Origin of the sequence: Shewanella sp. 1CM18E (assembly GCF_023161665.1) — a bacterium.
GTDB lineage: Bacteria > Pseudomonadota > Gammaproteobacteria > Enterobacterales > Shewanellaceae > Shewanella.
This window is the reverse complement of sequence record NZ_JALNTW010000021.1, coordinates 1-17,516: the sequence shown is the minus strand read 5'-3', so window position 1 is coordinate 17,516 and position 17,516 is coordinate 1. Positions and strand designations below refer to the sequence as shown.

The 17,516-nt window shown below is 42.0% G+C and carries 19 protein-coding genes; 11 read left to right on the top strand and 8 right to left on the bottom strand.

The window, feature by feature from the left end; all coding sequences use genetic code 11:
* Window positions 1–63 precede the first annotated feature (63 nt).
* Together MSG37_RS19365 and MSG37_RS19360 are read right to left on the bottom strand one after the other, a co-directional pair.
* Entirely contained in the window at window positions 64–921 is an 858-nt protein-coding gene (locus MSG37_RS19365; protein ID WP_248472310.1) for a choice-of-anchor H family protein, read from the bottom strand.
* Window positions 922–1,108: 187 nt separating this feature from the next.
* On the bottom strand, window positions 1,109–1,540 hold the full coding sequence (locus tag MSG37_RS19360; RefSeq protein WP_248472309.1) for a DUF2000 domain-containing protein: 432 nt from the start codon (window positions 1,538–1,540) through the stop codon (window positions 1,109–1,111).
* Between the two features lie 122 nt (window positions 1,541–1,662).
* Here MSG37_RS19360 and MSG37_RS19355 point away from each other — a divergent pair, with 122 nt between their 5' ends.
* The 5 genes from MSG37_RS19355 (at window position 1,663) to MSG37_RS19335 (ending at window position 6,356) form a co-directional block, all read left to right on the top strand.
* Window positions 1,663–2,106, top strand: a complete 444-nt coding sequence (locus MSG37_RS19355; protein WP_248472308.1) for an Lrp/AsnC family transcriptional regulator — start codon at window positions 1,663–1,665, stop codon at window positions 2,104–2,106.
* A 406-nt stretch (window positions 2,107–2,512) separates the two neighbouring features.
* Window positions 2,513–2,833: a PepSY domain-containing protein gene (locus MSG37_RS19350; protein WP_248472307.1), complete on the top strand. Its 321-nt coding sequence runs from the start codon at window positions 2,513–2,515 to the stop codon at window positions 2,831–2,833.
* Between the two features lie 57 nt (window positions 2,834–2,890).
* Window positions 2,891–3,577: a response regulator transcription factor gene (locus MSG37_RS19345; protein ID WP_248472306.1), complete on the top strand. Its 687-nt coding sequence runs from the start codon at window positions 2,891–2,893 to the stop codon at window positions 3,575–3,577.
* Window positions 3,578–3,580: 3 nt separating this feature from the next.
* A complete protein-coding gene (locus MSG37_RS19340; RefSeq protein ID WP_248472305.1) occupies window positions 3,581–5,062 on the top strand; it encodes an ATP-binding protein in 1,482 nt (493 codons plus the stop codon).
* A 103-nt stretch (window positions 5,063–5,165) separates the two neighbouring features.
* Window positions 5,166–6,356, top strand: a complete 1,191-nt coding sequence (locus tag MSG37_RS19335) for a DUF3300 domain-containing protein (protein ID WP_248472304.1) — start codon at window positions 5,166–5,168, stop codon at window positions 6,354–6,356.
* 69 nt (window positions 6,357–6,425) lie between these two features.
* Here MSG37_RS19335 and MSG37_RS19330 read toward each other — a convergent pair whose 3' ends face one another.
* Window positions 6,426–7,823, bottom strand: coding sequence for a leucine-rich repeat-containing protein kinase family protein (locus MSG37_RS19330; RefSeq protein ID WP_248472303.1), 1,398 nt, complete (start codon window positions 7,821–7,823; stop codon window positions 6,426–6,428).
* A gap of 225 nt (window positions 7,824–8,048) precedes the next feature.
* On the opposite strand from MSG37_RS19330, the gene MSG37_RS19325 reads away from it, so the two are divergent.
* Entirely contained in the window at window positions 8,049–9,389 is a 1,341-nt protein-coding gene (locus MSG37_RS19325; RefSeq protein ID WP_248472302.1) for an AarF/ABC1/UbiB kinase family protein, read from the top strand.
* A 49-nt stretch (window positions 9,390–9,438) separates the two neighbouring features.
* On the opposite strand, the gene MSG37_RS19320 is transcribed toward MSG37_RS19325, so the two are convergent.
* The gene (locus MSG37_RS19320; RefSeq protein ID WP_248472301.1) at window positions 9,439–10,158 is read right to left on the bottom strand and encodes a DUF599 domain-containing protein; all 720 of its coding nucleotides are present in this window, start codon (window positions 10,156–10,158) and stop codon (window positions 9,439–9,441) included.
* A gap of 94 nt (window positions 10,159–10,252) precedes the next feature.
* Window positions 10,253–10,411, bottom strand: coding sequence for a DUF2496 domain-containing protein (locus MSG37_RS19315; RefSeq protein ID WP_248472300.1), 159 nt, complete (start codon window positions 10,409–10,411; stop codon window positions 10,253–10,255).
* A gap of 236 nt (window positions 10,412–10,647) precedes the next feature.
* Between MSG37_RS19315 and MSG37_RS19310 the strand changes: the two genes are divergently transcribed.
* A complete protein-coding gene (locus MSG37_RS19310) occupies window positions 10,648–10,875 on the top strand; it encodes a hypothetical protein (protein WP_248472299.1) in 228 nt (75 codons plus the stop codon).
* A 144-nt stretch (window positions 10,876–11,019) separates the two neighbouring features.
* Here MSG37_RS19310 and MSG37_RS19305 read toward each other — a convergent pair whose 3' ends face one another.
* Window positions 11,020–11,757, bottom strand: a complete 738-nt coding sequence (locus tag MSG37_RS19305; RefSeq protein ID WP_248472298.1) for a hypothetical protein — start codon at window positions 11,755–11,757, stop codon at window positions 11,020–11,022.
* Between the two features lie 281 nt (window positions 11,758–12,038).
* Window positions 12,039–12,809 (bottom strand): ABC transporter permease, encoded by a 771-nt coding sequence (locus MSG37_RS19300; protein WP_248472297.1) that lies wholly within the window; start codon window positions 12,807–12,809, stop codon window positions 12,039–12,041.
* A gap of 193 nt (window positions 12,810–13,002) precedes the next feature.
* Here MSG37_RS19300 and pepT point away from each other — a divergent pair, with 193 nt between their 5' ends.
* From pepT to MSG37_RS19280, 4 genes are all read left to right on the top strand, one after another.
* A complete protein-coding gene (gene pepT / locus MSG37_RS19295; RefSeq protein WP_248472296.1) occupies window positions 13,003–14,226 on the top strand; it encodes a peptidase T in 1,224 nt (407 codons plus the stop codon).
* Window positions 14,227–14,435: 209 nt separating this feature from the next.
* Window positions 14,436–15,128 carry an NAD-dependent epimerase/dehydratase family protein gene (locus tag MSG37_RS19290; protein WP_248472295.1) on the top strand — a complete coding sequence of 231 codons (693 nt, stop codon included), beginning with the start codon at window positions 14,436–14,438 and terminating at the stop codon, window positions 15,126–15,128.
* A gap of 128 nt (window positions 15,129–15,256) precedes the next feature.
* Window positions 15,257–15,979: a tRNA (adenine(22)-N(1))-methyltransferase TrmK gene (locus MSG37_RS19285; RefSeq protein ID WP_248472294.1), complete on the top strand. Its 723-nt coding sequence runs from the start codon at window positions 15,257–15,259 to the stop codon at window positions 15,977–15,979.
* Window positions 15,980–16,013: 34 nt separating this feature from the next.
* On the top strand, window positions 16,014–16,544 hold the full coding sequence (locus tag MSG37_RS19280) for an NUDIX hydrolase (protein WP_248472293.1): 531 nt from the start codon (window positions 16,014–16,016) through the stop codon (window positions 16,542–16,544).
* A gap of 387 nt (window positions 16,545–16,931) precedes the next feature.
* Here MSG37_RS19280 and MSG37_RS19275 read toward each other — a convergent pair whose 3' ends face one another.
* The gene (locus tag MSG37_RS19275; protein WP_248472292.1) at window positions 16,932–17,309 is read right to left on the bottom strand and encodes a DUF6768 family protein; all 378 of its coding nucleotides are present in this window, start codon (window positions 17,307–17,309) and stop codon (window positions 16,932–16,934) included.
* Window positions 17,310–17,516 lie beyond the last annotated feature (207 nt).

The following is a 17,516-nucleotide window of genomic DNA, read 5'->3' as shown; positions in this document are numbered from 1 at the left end:
ATTATACCAATTAGTATTATGCTCAAATCAGATGCATAATTTTTGCCCGTCACTCAAATAAGGTCAACGACTAATTTTTCTAGCGCGGCTCAACTTTCCCCCGAGCAACAACAATAACATCACCATCAAAGGGAGCGATAAGCTGCCAGCGTGGTAGTCATCATCAATATAGATATCATCTCTATCACTGCTTTCTAATGGCAGCGCATACAGGCTATCGAAATCATTCGAGCTGACCGTCGCCACTATGTCACCATAACCCACTTCGTATAAATCAATCAGCACATCATAATGATCTGTGCGGTAACCCAAATCTAAGGTGGTTAATACCTCAAAGTCGTCATCGGTTGCATTGCCAAAAATCGTGAATACATCGGTAGTGTAATAATGCTCCCAAGGCCCACCATTACGACTCAAATAAAGCTCAGCAAATACCTCTGCTCGCTCATTAGCGTAGTAGCCTTCAACATCGGCATCGAACGTCACACTAAAGGTTTGATAAAAACCGTCGTAATCGTTATCGACAAATAAACGGCTATAAGCATCGTAAATATAAAAATCTCGGTAGACTCCATTTGCAAACTGCAGATTGGCATTACTTTTCTCAGCAATTTGTTGAGTCTTTAACGCCTTATCAATATGGTTTTGCATAACTTGCTCACGAGTGAGTTTTGCAGGCCGCGCCTCATCGCCGTCAAGCCCCTTAGCTTGCAAAAGCCTTTGCTGCTCAAGCTTACTGATTTGTAGCTCAGATAAAGTATTGCCATATTGAGCCGGTTGAGCACTTTGCTCACCGCTGGTAACTGTTTGCGCAATTGAGATGCTTTGCGGCTGAGAAAGCAGACTCACATCCGAATTAGCAATCGCTGGCAGAACGGCCCCCATTGATAATGTCAATAAGCCAACATTCAGCACTCGCATTAACCTGCTCTTTTGATTACCTATGTGGAGCTTATGATTGTGTTTTGTGTTCATCTTCACCTCGAAATACTTGCTTAATGAGGCTATTAGAGTCCACTGAGTGTGAACAGAAGCTGAACGTAAAAAAGCGGATGCGCTTCAAAAGCGCCGTCCATGGCTCTACTAGAGCGACCCAGTATTAGCTTACCTAACCGTACAAACTAAATTTCTTTGTTATTTCTCGAATAACTTCTGTTTCTCCGAATAAGCAAATTCCAAGGTAATTCAGCTCTAATTCTGGCGTTTCCTTGGTCCTGGATTGCTGCACAATTGACCCACCTTCGATCATTGTATCGACAAAAACGGTGAATTTTATTCCTCGGGTCAGGGCCTCTTCTCTCACCTTCCTAATTTTATTTGAGTTATCTGCTTTCAAGACGATAAATGGGTAATGAGATACACCACTGTAAAGATTGCTATCGCGATCTGTATAGTCAACATAGACTGCATCATCAGATGCCAGTAGATTCGACAACCCAACACTCATATGACCAAGAACATTAACAGTCCGTCCAATATCCATTTTTTTATTTAGGACCGCCACAAATCGTTTTTTCGTTTCATCTGGTAGATTATTCATTAATTGACCTTATCTGCTAAAACATAGCTCATGTAATTGTTGGATCTACTATAGATAGCTTTACACGAAATGTGCTTGCATTTATTGTGGTAAAAATAAACATTCCACAACAAAAATAGATAATGGACAAATTTAACGAAAGAATCTTGCAAGAATTAGCTATTAACGGAAGGATCACAAATGCAGAGCTAGCACAAAAAATTGGCCTATCTGCATCAGCATGCTTACGTCGAGTTCAAGAATTAGAAAGTAAAAGCATCATTAAAGGCTACCGTGTCGTGCTCGATAACAACGCTCTGGGTCGCGGATTTGTTGCATACGTTACAGTCGGTCTTTCTACACATACAAGCCAAGCACAGAAAAGCTTCGAAGATGCCATTTCCCTATCACGTGAAGTGGTTGAGTGTCATAACGTGACAGGAGGGTTTGAGTACTTATTACGAGTAGAAACTGCTGATTTAAAAAGCTATAAAGCATTTCACTCTAGCACTCTTGGAATGCTCCCCCACGTAGCTATGATTACAACTCATGTGGTAATGGAGTCAACCAAGGATGAACGTGCATAATCACAAATTAAACAGGAGCTGGATATAGGACATACTTGCAACGATTTCTATATCTACTGCCAGTTCACAACCACACTTATCATTCATCTACTCACCACGTCACTGAAGTGCTCGCACGTTCAGTAACAGACTATAAATAGGCAAAAGCCTTATCATTCAGAAAGCTCTCCTCAAAGCAGCTTACAGCTACAAGCAGTCCAATCTGCCACATTCAGCCCGTGTTCATCTAATCTTATGTATATCTATGGCCTAACTTGGCATAGACAGGATAGCTCTCGCCTTATACTTATCTAGACCTTGGCATACCTGAGTCATATCTAAGCCTTGGCTTTAGCATAAGCCAAGCTAATGACTAATCGAATAGGATCTTTTAAACTGGCTGTATCTCAACTCTTTGGTAGCGTTAATGAAAACTGCTTTATTTACTATATTGGTCGCACTTTCACTTTGCACAGCCTCCCCAGTCATGGCGGCTAGTGTGCATGGTTATACAGCGCTGTCAGCAGTTGCAATGAATGCAAACAAACATCAGCAGCAAAAATTAAAGGTCAGCAGTAAAGAGCAAGCAGTACAGTTGGCCAAGCGTCAGTATCGCGGCAAAGTGCTAAAAGTGCAGTCGAGTCGAGTAAATGGCAACCCTGGTTATAGCGTAAAGCTGCTGTCGAATGACGGTGTGGTGTTTTATGTCAAAGTCGATGCCAAAACAGGTCGTGTTTCTCGCAACTAACTATAGGTTGTTGCTTGCAACGCTTTATTATCGCGCCGTACAACAAGGGACCAGAGCATGAGATTGTTATTAGTTGAAGATGATTTAGAGCTGCAAGCAAATTTAAAACAGCACCTTATTGATGCTAATTACACCGTCGATAGCGCCGATGATGGCGAGATAGGTCTGTTTCAAGGCCGCGAGTATAACTACGATGCCGCCATTATTGATGTTGGTCTGCCTAAGCTTGATGGTATCGCGCTTATTACCCAGTTAAGAGCGCTTGAGATTGATTATCCTATTCTTATTTTAACCGCCCGTGATAGCTGGCAAGACAAGGTTGAAGGCTTAGATGCGGGTGCTGATGACTACCTGACCAAGCCATTTCACCCAGAAGAATTAGTTGCACGCTTAAAAGCACTCATTCGCCGATCTGCGGGTAAAGCCAGCCCGATTATCACCAATGGCCCCTTTAGCCTCAACACCAGCAGCTTGGAGATCACTAAATCTGGCGAGACCATAAATTTGAGTGGTTCTGAGTACAAACTGTTTGAATATTTAATGCTGCATATTGGCGAGGTGAAATCAAAAACCGTACTAACAGAGCATATTTACGATCAAGATTTTGATTTAGATTCAAACGTGATTGAGGTGTTTATTCGTCGTTTACGTAAAAAACTCGACCCAGATAATCAACTCGGCCTGATTGAAACCCTTCGTGGCCAAGGCTATCGCCTTGTCTCTCTTAGCAATCTGAATAGTTAACCAATGCATCGACTTAAGCGTTTGCCTCAACTTATGCAATCATTAAAGGCGCGCCTTATAATCAGTGCGATGCTGCTCATCTTAGTGTTATTGCCCATTGTTGGGTTAACCCTAAATGATGCCTTTAAACTGCAAGTCAAAAGCGCTTCAGTGAAAGAGTTAAAAGCCTATGTTTATTCCATTTTGGCGGTGACCGAGGTCGATAACCAACAACTGCTCATGCCCGAAGTATTAGTAGAAAATCAATTTAATGTGATTCAATCAGGGCTCTATGCGCTAATTACGGTACCTGTAAAATCAACTGAAGACTTAGCAAATAACTCAGCACAAGTTGACGCCCCAAGAATAAACGCTACGGAAATAAACAGCGCACAAAAAGTCGCTTGGCGCTCTAACTCATTACTTGGTATCGATCTCACATCTGCCATTACCACTGCTATTCATAGCGGCCCCGTGTTTCCTCAACCATCAAAAGGCCAAGGCGAGTTTAGTGAGATAGAGCTAAACAACGAGCCTCACTTAGTTTATGGCTTTAGTGTAAGTTTTGAGACTCAGCAAATTGATAGTCAAGGCAATGAGCAGATGCAGCGCTTTCCTATTACTGTTTATATCATTAAAGATCAGAGCGACTATTTGCAGCAGGTTAACGAGTTTAATCAACAGTTATGGCGCTGGTTATTACTGTTAATGCTAGCTTTGCTCACCATTCAAATATTGTGGCTATGGTGGACACTCAAACCGCTAACACGATTACAAAATGAGTTGGCCGCCATTGAAAGCGGTAAAGCAGATCAAGTAAAAGGCAGTTACCCAACTGAGCTAAATGCTGTAGCAAAACAACTTAATACCCTACTCAACACAGAGCAAAATCAGCGCAAGCGTTACCGTAATGCCCTAGCAGATTTAGCCCACAGCCTAAAAACGCCGCTGGCGGTAATACAAAGCCAAAAAGACTTAAACCAACAATCAATTGAACAGGTTAGCCATATTAATCGTATTATTGGCCACCAGCTAAAACGCGCACAATCAGCCGCTGGCTCTGCCTGGCATTTAGGCATTGAGGTAGTTGAAGTCTCAGATAAATTAGTACGCAATTTACCTAAAATATATTGTTCACCGGCAATTAATATCACTGAAGATATCGACAGAAGCGCCGTGTTTAAAGGCGATGGCAGTGATTTAACTGAAATGCTCGGCAATCTACTCGATAACGCCTGCAAAGCAGCATCTAGCCAAGTGGTATTAAGAGTTAAGTCAACGAGTACTCATTTGCTAATAGATATTGAAGATGATGGCGCAGGAATAAATACAGAGTTGCACTCGCAAATCTTAGAGCGAGGATTCCGAGCTGATACATATAATCAAGGGCACGGTATTGGTTTAGCAATTGTTCGCGATCTAGTTGATAGTTACCAAGGCGAATTACAGATTGGCCGTTCTCAACAACTCGGCGGAGCTAAGTTTCAGCTTAGCTTTAAACACTAGCTAATTCATTTTAGATTACCTAAAACCGCATTTTCACTTTCAGCTTCTGTTCATCTTGGCTTTTTTATACTGCTGCTAACGTATAAAAAGGTCAGGAGTTCACATGAACAGACTCAAAAAATGGTGTTGCCTGTCACTTGTTATCGCTATGCCTTTGATAATGCCAGTGACCGCAGTCAACGCCGAACAAAACCAGTTTGAGCAAACTCAATATAGTGAGGGGCAACTTGCACAAATGCTGGCACCTATCGCCCTTTATCCCGATAGTTTACTGACCCATATTTTGATTGCCGCAACCTACCCACTTGAAGTGGTTCAGGCACATCGTTGGCAACAATCAAAACAACACTTATCGACCCAAAAACAAATCGATAACGCCCAGGATAAAGATTGGGACCCAAGTGTGGTGGCGCTGATTGCTTTTCCCAATGTATTGCAAAAGCTCAGTGAGGATCTTGATTGGACCCAGTCATTGGGTGACGCTTTTTTACAAGATGAAGCTCAGGTGCTCTCCAGTATTCAAATACTGAGGCTGGAGGCTGATAATGCCAATAGTCTTGAGCAAATGGAGAACATGCAAGTCACTCGGGTGAGTAATCAGATCATTATTGAGCCGGTACGCAAAGAAATTGTATATGTACCCTACTATGACCCAAGAACCGTTTATGGCTACTGGCGCTGGTACCGATATCCTCCGGTGTATTGGGCGGTTTATCCAGGTTACGTTAGACCCAGTTATGGCCATTTTTATTGGCGCGCAGGCGTGCACATTAGCTTTAACTATTACTTTAGCGCATTCCATTGGCATAAGCGCCATGTGGTTGTAGTGCATCACCATAACTCGCATAAATACCGTCACCGCGGCCGTATTGTCACTAGTCAAGGTTCAAAACGCTGGGCACATAAGCCACATCACAGACGCGGTGTGGCTTACAGCAATGGCGCTTTAAGACATAAATATAAAAGCCATCATCCTATTCGCGTATCAAACAAGGCAATAAATCCCAATACGCCCGATAAAGTGCAGCATAAACGTCAGCAGCAGTTACGTAGCAAGCTGCACGCAAATACTAGGCTAAACCAAAAGTCATATAAACAATCACACAACACGCAATTTAACCAGCAAAGCAATATGTCGCGAGTAAACAAGCCACATAAAGTTCAGCGGCATAAAACGCCTAGGCAGGAGCATAGAGCAACAAATAGACAAAAACATAAAAGCACTCAAAAACAGACTCACAGAGCAAGGCCTACAACGCGCAGCCACAATCAGCCAAAAATGAGAAAAGATTGATATATTTTACCCATAAAAAAATGCCGCTACATTTTCGTTAGCGGCATTTTTATCAAGCTTGGAAACCAACTAAATGGTGCATTTTGTTTCAGTCGTTAACTGGCAAATATATTGCTGTATTAACTGCTCTATTTCTTCAAAGCGCGGACGCAATGCCACATTAGGCTGCATACAATCGGCTGTTAACGCATTTAATTTAACGAATACTGCTGCTTGTTCATCAGCCAAGTACTGCGCTTTTTCACTCGGCACTAAGCAGTTTTGAATAAGATCATCAATAAAGCAACCTAACGCACTCACTTCAATGCTTTCCATTGCTTCTCTTTGTAATGGTGGCAATAAACTCAAATTAGTTGCTGCGCCAAAGTCTCCAAACAAAATCTCTGCATTAGCGTTATACATAGTGTTATGCGCGTAAATATCACCATGGCTGACTTGGTTTTGGTGTAAATGCTTAAGGCCTGATGCCAGCTGCGCAACCATTTTTAAAATAGTCAGCAGTTCAAATTGAGTTTCGGCTGAAAAGGTATCTCTGGTACAAGTTTCTAGTGATGGCGGTAAACCTAAATTTTGATATTGATTCGGTATGAGCTCCATCACCAATGCCGCTTTATCAGCTTCATTAATTTGCGCTATAACCTTAATCAGATTTGGGTGTTGCCCAGCCTGTAAGCAATTTGCTAACTCGTTTTCAGGGAAACCATCGCTGGTCACCTCCCCTTTAAAAACTTTAACGGCGATATCAATACTTGTCCCAGCTAATTCAGTTGGTTGAGTCCGCCATTGAGCACGATAAATCACACCTGATGCCCCTTGACCAATCACTTGTTGTAGCTCAATGGCTTCAGAGCTAACACTTGCAACGGTGGCCTCTTCGGTAATCGCTTTAATCCCAGGCGAGTCGGCATTAGCAATAGGATTGCCATCAATGGCAAGCCAGCTAAGCTTTGGCAATTGAAACAACCAATTAGGCAGACTAGTCATCGCATTAGCAGACAGGCGAGCTAAGCCTAATGCGGTACAATTTGCCATGCTATCAGGCAAAGAAGTTAACTTGTTGCCTGCAAGAGCTAACTTTTCTAGTCGATACAAGCGCCCCATGTCTTCAGGTAAAGACTCAATTTGATTGTCAGTCAAAATAAGCCAACGCGTTTGCTCCGGTAGTGACAGCTCAGGCACAGATGTTAGCTTATTAGATTTAAAGCTAATCATTTCAAGCTTTGGACAACGAGCAAGCACCAATGGCACAGAATCAAAGTTATTATTGGTTAAAAATAGAATTTTTAGATGAGTGAGTTGCTCTAAATTGTCAGGCAGTTCACTTAGGTTATTGTCAGATAAATCGAGAACTTCTAGGCTATCAGCCAAGTTAAAAATAGCTTGAGGAAACTCGGTTAAACCTGCCGCAATTTGTAGGCGCTTACAGCCCTGTAATTGTCCCGACATTAACTGCTCAATAGTGTGCAAAACTCAGACCTTATCCGTATCTAAAAACAGCCGGCAATACTATAGGATAAACAGCACCACACCAAGAACCAATTAATCTATAACCCAAAACAAACCTTATTTAACTAACGATTTTGTAAGCGCTCTTATAATAGCTTTGCTTGATCTTTATTGATTTTGTGGCGTATTGATAACTGACATTAAATAAAACATAGTCAGTAACTTGGTTTCATATGAGGTTATAAAATGAAAAGCTCCCAAACTGCAAAAGTACCAGCAAGCCGCCTATCGCGATTATCCTCTTTAGGCGGTTTGGCCTCTCGCGTTGCCGGAAATGTATTGTTTGAGGGCGCGAAAAAACTCAGCCAAGGCCAAGCTCCCAAGCTGCAAGACTTAGTATTAACCCCTCAGAATATAACTCATGTTGCTGACAAACTTTCTCAAATGCGCGGCGCAGCGATGAAAGTCGGCCAAATGTTGTCGATGGACTCTGGCGAGTTAATGCCAAAGGAGTTAAGTGAGCTATTAGCTAAGCTACGCTCAGAGGCAAAAATGATGCCTCATAAGCAGCTTATCGATATTTTGAAGCAAAACTGGGGAGCCGATTGGTTAAGTCCGTTCGCCCATTTTGAGCTGCGCCCTTTTGCTGCGGCATCCATTGGGCAAGTGCATCAAGCAACACTGGCAAATGGCAGCAAACTCGCGGTAAAGATTCAATACCCGGGGATCCGCAACAGCATAGATAGCGATATTGATAATGTCGCCTCTTTATTGCGCCTGTCTAAGTTAATTCCGCAAAATGTGCAGTTTGATAACTTACTAAATGAAGCAAAAAAACAACTGCATAGCGAAGCCGATTATCAAATTGAACTTGAGATGCTCAATAGCTACCGCACACTACTTGCAGATGATCCCAGTTTTGTTATCCCAACCCCAATCGCCACATTATGCACAACCGATATTTTGGTGATGGATTATATAGATGCCACCAGTATCGAGTCTGTCGCCCATGAAACTCAAGCGATACGCGATACAGTAGCCAGTCAACTGCTCACGCTATTTTTCAGAGAACTATTCGAGTTTGGCTTAATGCAAACCGACCCTAATTTTGCCAACTTTCAATATCAAGCTGATCAACAAAAAATCGTGTTACTTGATTTTGGTGCGACCCGAAAAATTCCGCAGCATTTGTCTGAGCAATATAAAGCATTAATGTGCGCCGCTAAAAATAATGACCGCACGGCAATGGCTGATGCAGCGCAAAAAATTGGCTTTTTTAGAGACTCCATTGACGATGCTCAAAAATCGCTAATATTGGATATTTTTTATGAAGCTTGCGAACCTCTGCGCGCAGAAAAAGCCTATGACTTTGGCACTAGTAACTTAGCTCAGAGAATTAAAGCCGCTGGAATGTCGATAAGTTCAAACGCAGACAAATGGCATACACCACCTGCAGATGCGATTTTTATCCATCGTAAACTAGCAGGTATGTACTTATTGGCATCAAAGTTAGAGGCTAAAATTAACGTCAACGCCATTTTTGAAGATATGCTACAAAAGCAAAATATTGAACAAGCTGCTGTATAAGCAGCTTATTTTAGTCCTTATCTAGCGCTTGCAAGATAACCAAGAGCCACTAGCTATATTTTTGGTTACGTTCTTCTTTGAGGAGCTCTTGCCCTTTAGTAATCGCGATTACCGCTTTAGATTTAAATTCACGGCGATACAGAGTTACTACAACAAAAATGCTGGCAGCGATAAAAGCAATAGGGTGAAAGAACCAACATAAAGCAGCCATAGAAAAGTAATATGAGCGCAATCCATAGTTATAAGAGTGGGTTGCTTGATCTTGCACTGTCGCCATCTGTTTAGCATAACGACGTAAATTCTCATTTTTCCCCTCTTTATCAACTGGCGCAGCACCAACCATCACGTTCAAAAAACCATATTGACGCATTGACCAAGTAAATTGAAAAAACGCCATAATAAAGATAAAGGTCAACATGCCGAGTTTCACCTGCACCAAGGCATGATTTGGCTCTGCCGCAAAAGGGATCGTGGCGATCACCGCTTCTAAGCGTTCAACTTGGGCAAACAAGGTTAAAACACCGGCTAATACTAGTAAGGTGGTCGATGCAAAGAAAGCAATATTTCGTTCAAGGTTAGCAAGCAGTGCCGCCTCACCAACCCTCACTTCTCGCCCAATAAGCTCATGCATCCAATGAATGCGATGTTGATGCAAGCAGCGGGCAATGCAGTTCGTTGTTTTAGCCTTGCGTTTAGCAAAGTAGGTGTAGCCAACCCAACTCGCAATAAAACAAAAAGGAGCAACGAGATCGAGTAACGAAATAGCCATCGAGGATTCCATTTTAGAAAAACCATGTTAAGTAACGCTGTAATACGGACAAATTACAGCAGTCAATTTATTGAAGTGGTGGTAAATATTGCTATTAACGCTTAGCTTGTAGATCTTGTTTGACGATTTCTAATGCAGCTAAGGCAACATCGGTATCGATATTGTTACTTTCTAAAAGAAAGATAAGATCAACCGCAAGCTTCACCTCTTCAGCAGCACTTGCTAATCCACCAACGGATAACTCTTCACTCATTTTTAAACTCTCTTACGCAGTAACAAGACCAACAGAAAATAACAACGCGCTAGTATACTCAGTCCGTTAATTCGCCTCAATTAGCAAACAGCATATCCGACCTTTGTTTTTACTTAATCAAAATATGCCTATTTAGCGCTTACTAAGGCTTTATTACCGTTTAAAGCCTAGATATACTCGCATTATTAAGGCACAACCTTCGTTGTGCATAGCAAACACAAAGGCACAAAACCTCTATGGCAAAGATGGATTTCTCGGTGATCAATGACACCACAGCAAAATCTTTTATCGAACAAAAAAACCTAATTAAAAGAGTCTTTAAAGGTAATACTGTTCTCTGCCCTGTGTGCAACCAAGCACTATCAATGAAGCTTCCAGTAAAAGGCCAAGAAGATAGTGTTTCTGGTATTTGCTGTAAAAAAGGCTGCACCGATATCGAGCTTGATATGGAGCTAGTAATTTAGCTTCAGCCTGCATTGCATGAACTCACCGATACTTTAAGGCGATAGTTCACAAGCAATCTCTCACCTGCAAAGGTCGATATTTGTAAAAACAAAAAAGCTGCAGGCATTCTCATGCTGCAGCTTTTTAGTTATTAACCTATGCAATCAAAATTGATACGTCACACCAACACCAAACCCACTCGATGCCATATCAAATAAAAAATCGTTATCTTGGTAATCCAGATCGATATATCTGAAGCTGTATTTTAAATCCCAATTGTCGCTCAGGTTTTGATTCAATGTAAAGTTCAACGCCCAAGACAGATCTGAGCCTACGCCAAATCCGCCCAATTCAGCGCGGCTATTTAAGTAAAAGCTTTCGTTAATAACCCACTTATTTTTAAGGCCAAACAAAGGGTCAACCCAATTGTCACCAAAGTTGGGGGTTAAACGCTGATCAACAATACGCACATCTAATTGATTATTCACATCAACAAAGCGAACACCCATAAAACTATACCAATGCATATCACCTTGGCGCGCAAAACGGTACGCAGCCACCACATCCAATAACTTTTGCTTAGCAGTTAGCTCTGCGCTTACATTATCTACTTTGGCATCATATTTTAGTTTCATATAAACCAAATCGATCCACATGTTCCAATTACCTTTGTCTGCCTGCAAATTCACTAATACTGCGCCGTCTAGATTTTCAAAAATCTCACTAAAAGACATATCAATATCAACATTTACTGGCTGGCCATTTCTGTCTATGTAACCTGTTTGCCCTTGCTGGCTAACTGCCCATAAATAAGGTGACACTTCAAACTTCCACTGCTCTGCGGATAGCTGGCTCGAACTACACATTATCAAACAGGTAAAAAGTATTATTGATTTACACATAGGCTTCCATTTCCAATGTTGAGTTGTTGATCTGGCGCTGATTTATTTTGCGAGTGAACGAGTCAAAAGTGCCGTAACTAACTTTACGACAATAAAGTAGGCCCGCACTATCAAGGTTAGCCGAAAATAACTAACTTGTTGTGGCAATAGTGAATAAAGAGAAATGAGCGGAGCAGTCTTTGCTCCAACAAAGGTTGCACCGCTGTTATAGTAAAACCTGATTATGAAACAGTATTCATAACGTTCAGCAAATGACTAAAGCACCTAACCAAGTTAACCGGTTATAACGCTATTTTAATTCGCCCAGTTGGCGCAATAGCTTTGCGAACGCACAAGAGTAAGGTGACCGAAACTGATACCGATAAAGTGACAAAAATCGCCACCAAAATAACTATCTGATATTTTATGGCGATTAACGGATCCACACCTCCAAGTATTTGACCAGTCATCATACCTGGTAAAGTCACCAGTCCAGTGGTCGCCATAGTAGCAAGAATGGGCGCAAACGATTGTTGCATAGCTGTTTGCACAAAAGGCAGGCTTGCTTGGCGCGGAGAGGCTCCTAATGCCAGCGCACCTTGGTATTCCGCTTTTCTATCACTAAAAGCACCAAATAGCCTTTGCAGCGCAACGATATTACCACTTAAACAATTACCCAATAGCATGCCTGCGGTAGGAATTAAATATTGCGCGGTATAGATAGGCTCAGGTGATAACAAAAAAACTATCATCAACCACAGAACGGGAAATAAGCCTAACACTAGCCCCAAAAATACCGGTTGGTATAAAACTCTTTTGGGCAGTTTAGCCTTACTAATAATTGAGCTACTGCCGACTAATAACATCACGAATAACCAAGCAAAGTTAACCCAAATGCTATCTAGTACAAATAGATATTGCAGGTAAAGGCCAACTAAGATCAGCTGTACTGTCATACGGAAAACAGCAGATAGCATGTCTCGATTTAGCCCTAACTGAAAGTATCGTCCAATAGCTAATGGTACCAGTAGCACTAACATAAATAAGCCTAACTGCAGCCAACCTATATCCATCTATTTTTATCTCTTGAGCCAATACTTTGCTTAATATAACTAAACAAAAGCAGAGTTAATAGCGGATTACAGATACCAATAACTCAGAAAATTAAATGCACCACGATTTAGAAAAACTTGATCGACATCTAATGAATTCACTTTATGGCTTGTTAGACTCCAAGCACTTTTTGCTATTTTAGAAAATACGATTATGAAGCAACAGCTACTTGAACGGTTCTTACGCTACGTCAGTTTTAATACTCAATCTGATGGCAACAGCCAAAGCGTGCCGAGTACAGACAACCAATTTGCGTTCGCCCAACACCTGCGGCAAGAACTAATAAGCCTTGGATTTGCAGAAGTTAAATTGTCTGATAAAGGCTATTTAACAGCAACTGTGCCAGGCAATGTCGCTGATGCCCCTTGTATTGGTTTTGTAGCGCATTTAGATACCGCGCCAGACTTTAGCGGTGACAATGTAAGCCCGCAAATCATTGAAAACTACAATGGCAAAGATATTCAACTTGGTTTAGAAGAAGTGCTTTCACCGAGCCAATTCAACAGCCTTAATCAATACCTAGGGCAAACACTGATCACCACTGACGGTACTAGCTTGTTAGGCGGTGATGATAAGGCAGGTATTGCAGAGATTATTTGCGCCCTGCACCACTTACTGACTCACCCAGAGATCCCTCACGGCAAAATTCGCTTATGCTTTACTCCTGATGAGGAAATAGGCCGCGGCGCAGATCATTTTGATGTTGAGGGCTTTGGCGCTGAGTGGGCTTACACTGTTGATGGCGGCCAACTCGGTGAACTTGAATATGAAAACTTCAATGCTGCAACAGCTGTGATAACCGCAACTGGTAACAACTGCCACCCCGGCACAGCTTACGGCGTGATGGTTAATGCGCAAACCATTGCAGCAAGGTTTCATGCAAAAATGCCATTAAAAGATACACCAGAATGCAGTCGTGATTACGATGGTTTTTTCCACTTAATGAGCATGGAAGGCGTAACTGAAAAAGCTACCCTTACCTACATTATTCGTGACTTTGACCTTGACCTATTTCAACAAAGAAAAAACTGGCTTGCAGAACTGGTAGAGAAATATAACACTGAACTGACCATTGGCCAACTCAGCATTGATATTCAAGATTCTTATTTGAATATGAAGCAACAAGTGCTGCCACATCCGCATATTATTGATATCGCTAAGCAAGCAATGCAAAACTTACAAATTGAGCCAATTGTTAAGCCAATTCGCGGCGGTACCGACGGCTCGCGCTTATCTTACATGGGGCTACCTTGCCCAAATATCTTCACTGGCGGCCACAACTTCCACGGTAAACATGAATATGTTTGTTTAGAATCCATGGAACAAGCTAGCCAAACCATAATTGAGATAGCCAAGCTTAGCGCAGCGCATCGATAACTGATGATTGACTAGTACTTCTTCACACTTAACAGGCCTGTTGTAGCATTCAGCATAACAGGCCTGTTGTTTTAGAATTAAGCCACCAAGCAAAAGCCTTTACCGCTGCCAATTTATCGCTTTCACACGCTGCAAGCGCTAAAGTATTTGATTCCCCCGCCCAGCTCTCTACACTTACGCTATCTACATAATTGATTTAGAGTAATAATATGAATGCGGCACTTATCGGCGCAACCGGCCTTATTGGTCAGTTACTTCTGCAAAAGTTAATCGACTCAGACTGCTATGAAAACATTTTACTCATAGGTCGAAAGCAGCCTCAATATAATGAAAATAGCAGTACAAAAATTACTTTTATAGCCTGCCAGCTAACCGAGCTCTCAAGCCTTGAACTCCCTTTCTGCATAGAGCATGCTTTTTGCTGCTTAGGTACAACCATCAAGCAAGCTGGCAGCCAACAAGCCTTTATTGCTGTAGATAAAACCGCCTGTATTGATTTTGTCGATAAATGCCAAGCCAGTTCAAACTTTGTTGTCAGCGCTTTAGGTGCCAGTAGCCAATCAAAAACTTTTTATAACCGCATTAAAGGTCAAACCCAAGAAGCTTTAGTCCATCTTCTGGCTCAAACTCAGCATGCTGATTCACCTAAACGCCTATGGTTATTCCAACCTAGCTTACTTTTGGGCAAACGCAGTGAGAGCCGAATGCTAGAAGATTTAGCCAAAGGTGCTTTTCGTTTTGCCTCAGGGCTATTTATTGGTCCATTACAGCAATACCGCCCAATAGAAGCAGAGCAAGTGGCCGCAGCTATGCTAGCTTGTGCTATCTCAGCGCAAGATCCTGAATATGATTCAATTCAGCGAGTTATTGTTATTTCCAATGATGAAATGCAGCAATCCTAATCAACTGCCATACAAGAGACTTAACAACAGCTTTCACTGCAGCTGTAAACAAGTCACTGCCGCTATTGACTGCATACCTATGGCATCACTTAAAATAGCCGACTATTTTATTGTGATTGAGTACAACCTTGAAGATTAGTCAGCGCCTGCAATACATTAACCAGATGATCATTAATGACTATGAGCATATTTGGGACTGCTGTTGTGATCACGGCCTACTAGGCGCGGCACTGCTAAAGCGCAACGCGGCTAAACAGATCCATTTTGTGGATGTAGTGCCAAATTTAATGCAGCAACTCGAACACAAGTTAATGCGGTTCTATCCAAAACACACAATTAAATCTGATGAAAGTGACTGGCAAGTTCATTGCACTGATGTCGGACAACTTAATTTAGCTGAAAAACAACAGCGACAATTAGTGATTATTGCTGGTGTGGGCGGCGATCTAACCATAGAGCTAGTCAAACAGATTGTTGAACGTCACCCAGAGCATAATCTAGAGTTTATTTTATGTCCGGTACATCATATTTATAAAGTGCGTATGGCAATGCAGCAACTTGGTCTCGGGTTAATCAATGAGCATTTAATGCAAGAGAACCAACGCTTTTATGAAGTGCTGCACTTATCAAGTAAAAGTCTCACACCAATAGGCCCTGTTGGCACTATGATGTGGGGCGCTGATCAGCAACTAGATAGTCACTACCTTGAAAGTACCTTAATGCACTATCAGCGTATCGCTAAAGGGCTAGCAAAAGCACAATTGTCTGCTTCACAACAAGCAGAACAAACTTTTGTCGAGCAAGTTATCGCTGACTATCAACGCCTAACCCCACAGCTTAAAACTGCATAGCGGTTTATAAAATCCATCCAACAATGAGTCTTTTATGCGTTTATTAAAATCAACGGTTCATGCTGACCTCTCACACCTCACTGCTGCAGAACTAACGGCTAAAAGTTTTCATCGCCAAGCGGCTCGCGGCATTATTTTAAAGGGTGAGGAGATCTTAATGCTCTATACCGAACGCTATCACGACTACAGCATTCCAGGTGGTGGCGTCGATGAAGGTGAAGATATTCAAAGCGGTCTCATCCGTGAATTAGAAGAAGAGACTGGCGCACAGCATATCGAAATCATCAGTGAATTTGGCCGCTATGAAGAGTTTCGCCCTTGGAATCGAGAGGGTTTTGAAGTAGTACACATGGATTCATTCTGCTTTGTGTGTGATATTCATGCCGAGCTTGGCGAAACCAAATTAGAAGCCCATGAAATACAAAATGGTATGACGCCTGTTTGGATCAACATCCATCAAGCCATTGCTCACAATGAGCACACCATCGCCAATAGCCCTAAGAAAGGGATGTCGATTGAGCGAGAAACCTTCTTATTAAAACAGATTGTTGCCGAGCTTTTATAAGCAGCTTAACTCTGCATAGCTAAGCTATATTCGTAAAATCATAGTCAGTAAACTTTAGCCTTTAGCGCCACAGAGCGTGAATTAAGCCATTCACGCTCTAATACCAATCAGTATAAACATTTAGTCACTCAGCGAGAGTTTAGCGGTTTTGAGGCAAGGCAACGAGTAAAGGGCATAGTTGTTCTACGTTCAAGCTCGTTAACACAGCATCAGAATCGCTAAAACTCGCCATTCTGGAGCGTTTTTGGCTGCCTACTTCTACGTTGATTAGCTTTATAAGGGAGCCACCATTATTGCAGCTATTCGCCTTGAATTAGTTTGCCAAAAATCGCTCTGAGTTGATCAAATTCTTATACTGATTGGTATAATTACAACGATCCCTTTTGATTAGGATCCAACCTTAGGCTGAAGCTTAGTAATCGCTAACTCTAAGCGCTTTATCTCGCGCACTGTGGCATTGCGGTTCATCTCGTTATAGATCCACATTTTTATGGCAATTTGCATCATACTAGCTAGCAGCAGTGTCACCCCCCACTTAATCAATGCAACCGGGCTTACCGCCACGAAAAAGAATTGATAACCAGACCAGAGCATCAACAAGCTCAGCATAAAGGCAATGATACTCACTAGGATCATCCAGCCCCCAAGTCGCCCCTTATAAGCATCGCCAAGCATGATAAATAAGCTTGGATCGCGCTTAATCTGATGATTGATTGCTTCTGCCTCTTTACTCAACTGCTGACGAATTTTGTCATCGATATCCATAACCTCTCCTACTCTTGTGTTTGTAACGCTTGCTTTAAGCGCTCCCTTGCACGAAATAATCTTGACTTAACTGTGCCTGTCGGCACTTCAAGCACTGCAGCCACCTCGATAAGATCCAACTGCGCTAAGTAAAGTAAAAGATCCACCTTCTGAAGAAGGTGGCTTTGATATAACTCCCTAAAAGGGAGCTTTCCTGCCGTGCGTTAA